Origin of the sequence: Nodularia sp. UHCC 0506, assembly GCF_034931045.1 — a bacterium.
In the GTDB taxonomy this organism is placed as follows: domain Bacteria; phylum Cyanobacteriota; class Cyanobacteriia; order Cyanobacteriales; family Nostocaceae; genus Nodularia.
On the sequence record NZ_JAYGHH010000038.1, the window covers coordinates 1 to 5701 of the forward strand.

The 5701-nt window shown below is 39.8% G+C and carries 5 protein-coding genes and 1 pseudogene; 5 read left to right on the forward strand and 1 reads right to left on the reverse strand.

The features are described from left to right. Positions 1-135: 135 nt before the first annotated feature. From urtA to urtE, 5 genes are all read left to right on the forward strand, one after another. Positions 136-1437 (forward strand): urea ABC transporter substrate-binding protein, encoded by a 1302-nt coding sequence (gene urtA / locus VB654_RS18235; RefSeq protein ID WP_323215222.1) that lies wholly within the window; start codon positions 136-138, stop codon positions 1435-1437. 100 nt (positions 1438-1537) lie between these two features. Continuing rightward, positions 1538-2692: an ABC transporter permease subunit gene (locus VB654_RS18240; protein ID WP_323215223.1), complete on the forward strand. Its 1155-nt coding sequence runs from the start codon at positions 1538-1540 to the stop codon at positions 2690-2692. A 28-nt stretch (positions 2693-2720) separates the two neighbouring features. Next, entirely contained in the window at positions 2721-3842 is a 1122-nt protein-coding gene (gene urtC / locus VB654_RS18245; protein WP_323215224.1) for an urea ABC transporter permease subunit UrtC, read from the forward strand. Next, positions 3817-4563: an urea ABC transporter ATP-binding protein UrtD gene (gene urtD, locus VB654_RS18250; RefSeq protein WP_323215225.1), complete on the forward strand. Its 747-nt coding sequence runs from the start codon at positions 3817-3819 to the stop codon at positions 4561-4563. Before urtC ends, urtD begins: the two co-directional genes overlap by 26 nt. A 71-nt stretch (positions 4564-4634) precedes the next feature. Continuing rightward, positions 4635-5333, forward strand: a complete 699-nt coding sequence (urtE, locus tag VB654_RS18255) for an urea ABC transporter ATP-binding subunit UrtE (RefSeq protein WP_323215226.1) — start codon at positions 4635-4637, stop codon at positions 5331-5333. 157 nt (positions 5334-5490) lie between these two features. Here the strand turns inward: urtE and VB654_RS18260 are convergent. Continuing rightward, positions 5491-5701: pseudogene (locus VB654_RS18260) on the reverse strand (arsenical resistance protein ArsH); the annotation flags it as partial.

A 5701-nucleotide genomic window follows, 5' to 3' on the forward strand; every position in this document is an offset into this window, starting at 1 on the left:
AAGGGCATTTTCAATAATTTGTATACCAGATAACAATTTAATAGTAAAATAACCAACTAATATCACAGTTTGAAGATGAACTTTGTCAGTGTCCTGTGAGTTAGCCGATTTATTCAAAGGGAAATTCATAAAAACATGAGTAGACGATTTAAAAGACGGCAGTTTTTAATCTATAGTTCTGCAACTATTGGTAGCAGCGTTTTGCTCAAGGCTTGCGCGAATAACACCCCAACAGTGACAGAGAGTCCAACGGCTTCTCCTGTTGCCGCTACTGGTGACACCATCAAAGTCGGAATTTTGCACTCCCTGAGTGGCACTATGGCCATTAGTGAAAAAAGCGTTGTCGATGCTGAACAATTAGCAATCAAAGAAATTAACTCTGCCGGTGGCGTTTTAGGGAAACAAATTCAAGCCATCGTTGAAGATGGGGCTTCTAACTGGGATACCTTTCGAGAAAAAGCCACCAAGCTAATTGATCAAGATCAGACATCTGTGATTTTTGGTTGTTGGACTTCTGCAAGCCGCAAGAATGTCAAGCCAGTATTTGAAAGCAAAGACCATATGCTCTGGTATCCAGTACAGTATGAAGGTCAAGAATGTTCTAAAAACATTTTTTATACTGGTGCTGCCCCAAATCAACAAATTGAACCTTCTGTTGATTGGATGTTAAAAAATAAAGGCAAAGAATTTTTCTTAGTTGGTTCTGATTACGTTTTTCCCCGCACTGCTAATACAATCATTAAAGCTCAATTAGAGGCTTTAGGTGGGAAAGCAGTTGGTGAGGATTATTTACCGTTAGGAAACGTTGAAGTTACACCTATTATCTCGAAAATTCGGCAAGCTTTGCCCAATGGGGGCGTGATTTATAACACCCTAAATGGTGATAGTAATGTGGCATTTTTCAAACAATTGAAAGGGGCTGGATTGACACCAGAAAAGTATCCTTCTATGTCTGTAAGTATTGCAGAAGAAGAAGTTAAAGCTATTGGTGTTGAGTATCTTCAAGGTCACTATGCTGCCTGGAATTACTTTCAAACTGTAGACACACCTGCCAATAAAAAGTTTGTCGAAGCTTTTAAAAATGAGTACGGTGCAGACAGGGTAATTAATGACCCAATGGAAGCAGCATACATCGCCGTTTATTTGTGGAAACAAGCAGTAGAAACAGCTGGTACGACTGATTTAGCTAAAGTCCGCGCGGCGGCCTACGGTCAAACTCTAGATGCGCCAGAAGGTCAAGTGACTATGAACGCCAATCATCATTTATCCAAAATTGTGCGGATTGGTCAAGTCAGACAAGATGGTTTATTCGATATTGTCTATGCTACTCCTGCGCCAGTTGAGCCGATTCCTTGGAATCAATTTGTCAAGGAAACTCAGGGTTTTGGTTGTGATTGGTCAGATCCGGCTAAGGGCGGTAAGTACAAGCAAGTTTAATCCTAATTCGTAATTCGTAATTCGTAATTTGTAATTAATTACTGATTACGAATTATGCGGTATTAAGTAAGATTGGCTGAGATTTTTGGGGAAGGAATAGGTGTTAATAGGTTTTTTAGAGGCTTTATTTAATGGCATTAGTATTGGGGCAGTTTTATTAATTGCTGCTTTGGGACTAGCTATTATATTTGGGTTGATGGGCGTTATTAATATGGCGCATGGTGAATTGATGATGTTCGGTGCTTATACAACATTTGTGGTGCAGAATGCCTGCAAAGAGTTGGGCGGAGTGTGGTTTGATTTTTATATATTTTTGGCTTTGATTATCGCTTTTTTATTCACTGCTGTTGTGGGTTTAATTTTAGAAAGGGGGGTGATTCGTTATCTCTACGGACGACCTTTAGAAACTCTGTTAGCAACTTGGGGCGTAAGTTTAATATTTCAGCAGTTTGTTCGCAGTGTGAATTGGTTGTTGATAATTTGTATGGTTTTATTTTGTTTATTGTATTTTGGAGGGTTAAAAGTTTTAAATTCTCGTAATAGTTTGGCGAAAGTTCGTAACTGGGTTATGGCAGTTTTGTTGTTAATATCTCTAGGAATCACCATAGCCGCAGGAAATTTATTGAGTAATCAAAAAACAGTTACTCAATCTTGGTTTGGCGCTCAAAATGTAGATGTCACGGCTCCTACTTGGTTACAAGAGGGGATATCTTTGGGTGGTGTGCAATTGCCATTTGCTAGGTTATTTATTATTGCTTTGACGATAGTTTGTGTCACTGGAATTTATTTATTTTTACAGCGTTCTAACTGGGGTTTAAGAATTCGTGCAGTGACGCAAAACCGCAGTATGAGTGCTTGTTTGGGTATCCCTACTCAAAAAGTTGATGCCATTACTTTTGCTTTGGGTTCGGGGTTGGCTGGTGTGGCTGGTTGTGCGATTAGTTTACTCGGTTCGGTAGGGCCAAATACTGGACAAAATTATATTATCGATACATTTATGGTGGTGGTTGTTGGAGGTGTGGGTAATTTGGCAGGAACTATTTTAGCAGCATTAGGAATTGGTACGGCTAATTTTTTAATTGGTTCTGGAACTTTGGCTTTTTTGTTATCTCCTATTCAGCCACTAGCAGATTTATTGAATTTCTTTGCTACAACGAGTATGGCGAAGGTGTTAGTATTTGCACTAATTATCGTGTTTTTACAGTGGAAACCTGCGGGAATTTTTCCACAGAAAGGTCGTACTGTTGATGTTTAAACCATACTAGGTGCAGAGGATGCAGAGAATGAAGAAAAAGGGAGGAAGGTTAATTTTAATTGAGGTTGGTGTTGTAGTAGCGATCGCACTTATCCTGATTTTAATTATGCCAGCCATGCTTTCAGCATTTCGCTTGAATTTGCTGGGGCGATTTTTATCGCTGGCTATTGTGGCTTTGGGTCTAGATTTGATTTGGGGGTACACTGGGCTACTGAGTTTGGGACATGGGATTTTCTTCAGTTTGGGTGGATATGCGATCGCTATGTACCTGAAATTGCAAGTTCCCTCTGGTGAACTCCCCGATTTTATGGGATTGTATGGTGTGACAGAACTCCCTTGGTTTTGGCAACCTTTTTATTCCTTCCCCGTGGCGACAGTGGCTGTGGTGCTAATTCCCGGTTTACTAGCGGGATTATTGGGATATTTAGTATTTCGTAATCGCCTGAAAGGAGTTTATTTTTCGATATTAACTCAAGCCGCAGTAATTATATTTTTCAACTTTTTTAATGGTCAACAAAAACTGTTTAATGGTACAAACGGACTCACAGGTTTTAGAACTTTGTTTGAGGCAAATGTCAGTGATAGCCAAACACAATTTATCTTCTATACTCTAACAGTAATCTTTCTGGCAGCTACCTACGGAATTTGTCGCTGGTTGACAAGTGGACGCTTTGGCAGATTATTAATCGCTATTCGAGATGATGAAAGTCGGGTGAGATTTTCCGGCTATAATCCGACAGAATTTAAAGTTTTAGTGTTTGCAGTTTCCGGTGCGATCGCAGGTATAGCCGGAGCATTTTACACCCTCCAAAGTGGGTCTGTATCGCCTAGATCAATGGATATTGCTTTTTCGATTGAAATGGTGATTTGGGTGGCTGTGGGGGGACGTGCTACCTTAACTGGGGCAATCGTTGGCACTTTATTAGTAAATTATGCCCGCACTTTTTTAAGTGAACAATTTGCTGAAATTTGGCTATTTTTTCAAGGCGTACTCTTTTTAATAGTCGTCACAGTTTTACCTGACGGCATCATGGGATGGTTAAAAAATCAGAAAATGACTCTTTTCAACCGCCCTCAACAAATTGCCACATATCCCACCTTAGAAGAAGATCCCGAAGTGCAAAATGAACGCCAAAATCTTGGAAACTGAAAACGTAACTGTGAGTTTTGATGGTTTTAAAGCAATAAACCAACTCAATTTCAGCATGGATGCGGGAGAATTGCGGGTAGTAATTGGTCCCAACGGTGCAGGAAAAACAACATTTTTAGATGTAATTACAGGAAAAGTACAACCAAGCATTGGCAGAGTTTTATTCAAAGGAAAAAATCTGCGTTCTTTACCTGAACATCAAATCGCCAGGTTAGGAATTGGGCGTAAATTCCAAACACCACGAATTTATCTAAACTTAACACCCCGTGAAAATCTAGAAATTACTAGCAACCGCAATAAAAATGTCTTTTCTACTTTATTGAGGCGTTCTCATCCTGGGGAAAAAAATAATATTACAGGGTTATTAGAAACAGTGGGTTTAACCCCTAAAGCAGACATCGCCGCCGGTTTACTTTCCCACGGAGAAAAGCAACGTTTAGAAATTGGGATGTTAGTAGCACAGTCACCAGACTTACTACTTGTAGATGAACCAGTTGCAGGTTTAACAGACGAAGAAACCTACAACATTGGTCAACTCCTATTAACACTAGCTCAAAATCATTCAATTCTAGTAATTGAACATGACATGGAATTTGTCCGTCAAATTGCCCGCAAAGTCACAGTATTACATGAAGGCACAGTATTGTGCGAAGGAAGTTTTACAGAAATTCAAAATAACCCCCGCGTTATCGAAGTATATCTAGGACAACAACCAGAATAAACCCTAAAAACTCTCTCTCCTTCTCTGCGTCTGGTGCGTGAGAAAACATACCGCCATTCAACACAAAGATAATGCTAAAAATTGCTAACCTCAACGTTTACTACGGCGAAAGCCATATTCTACGTAATGTAGATTTAAGCGTACCATCAGGGCAAATGATCTGCCTAATTGGCCGTAACGGCGTAGGTAAAACCACATTACTCAAAACAATTATGGGGTTACTCCCGCCCCGCAGTGGCACAATTAACTTAGCTGGGGAATTAATCAACTCCAAATCTCCAGACCAAAGGGCAAAAATGGGAATTGGTTATGTTCCCCAAGGACGAGAAATCATTCCCCGTTTGACAGTCAAAGAAAACTTGCTTTTAGGTTTAGAAGCTAGACAGAAACCAGTAAAAAAAGCAGAAATTTCCGAAGAAGTTTTTAGCTTATTTCCTGTGTTGAAAACCATGTTATCGCGGATGGGTGGTGATTTGAGTGGTGGACAACAACAACAACTAGCGATCGCGCGTGCTTTAATGGGAGAACCTCAGCTACTCGTCTTAGATGAACCCACCGAAGGTATCCAACCCTCAATCATCCTAGAAATTGAAGCCGCAGTCCGTCGTATCGTTGAAACCAAAGGCATTTCTGTTTTATTAGTAGAACAACACTTACACTTTGTCCGTCAAGCTGATTACTATTACGCCATGCAAAAAGGTGGTATTGTCGCCTCTGGTTCCACCCACGAACTTAGTCAAGATGTGATTCAGAAGTTTTTGGCTGTTTAATTTTAATTATTTTGAGATTATGATCAGTAAGTTGGCGAAAATAAAGCTAACTATGTGAAGTAATGTAAAGATATGGTAATTTATCTCGTAGTAAGGGCTTTAGCCCTTTATTCAGGACTCAAGTCCTGACTACAAACCTTTAATTATTGACGATGACTTACTTAGTTTTTTTAGTTGATGTTAAATTTTCCAAAGCACTATTTGCCACTTTTATAGTTGCTTGTGCTGCTGCTGCTTTGCGTTCACTGTAACGGTCTGTGAGATAATCAACTTGTTCACGCAAGAGAAGTGTAAATTTATAGAGTTCTTCCATCACATCAACCACGCGATCGCGGTAAGCTGAATCCTTCATAGTACCATCTTCGTTA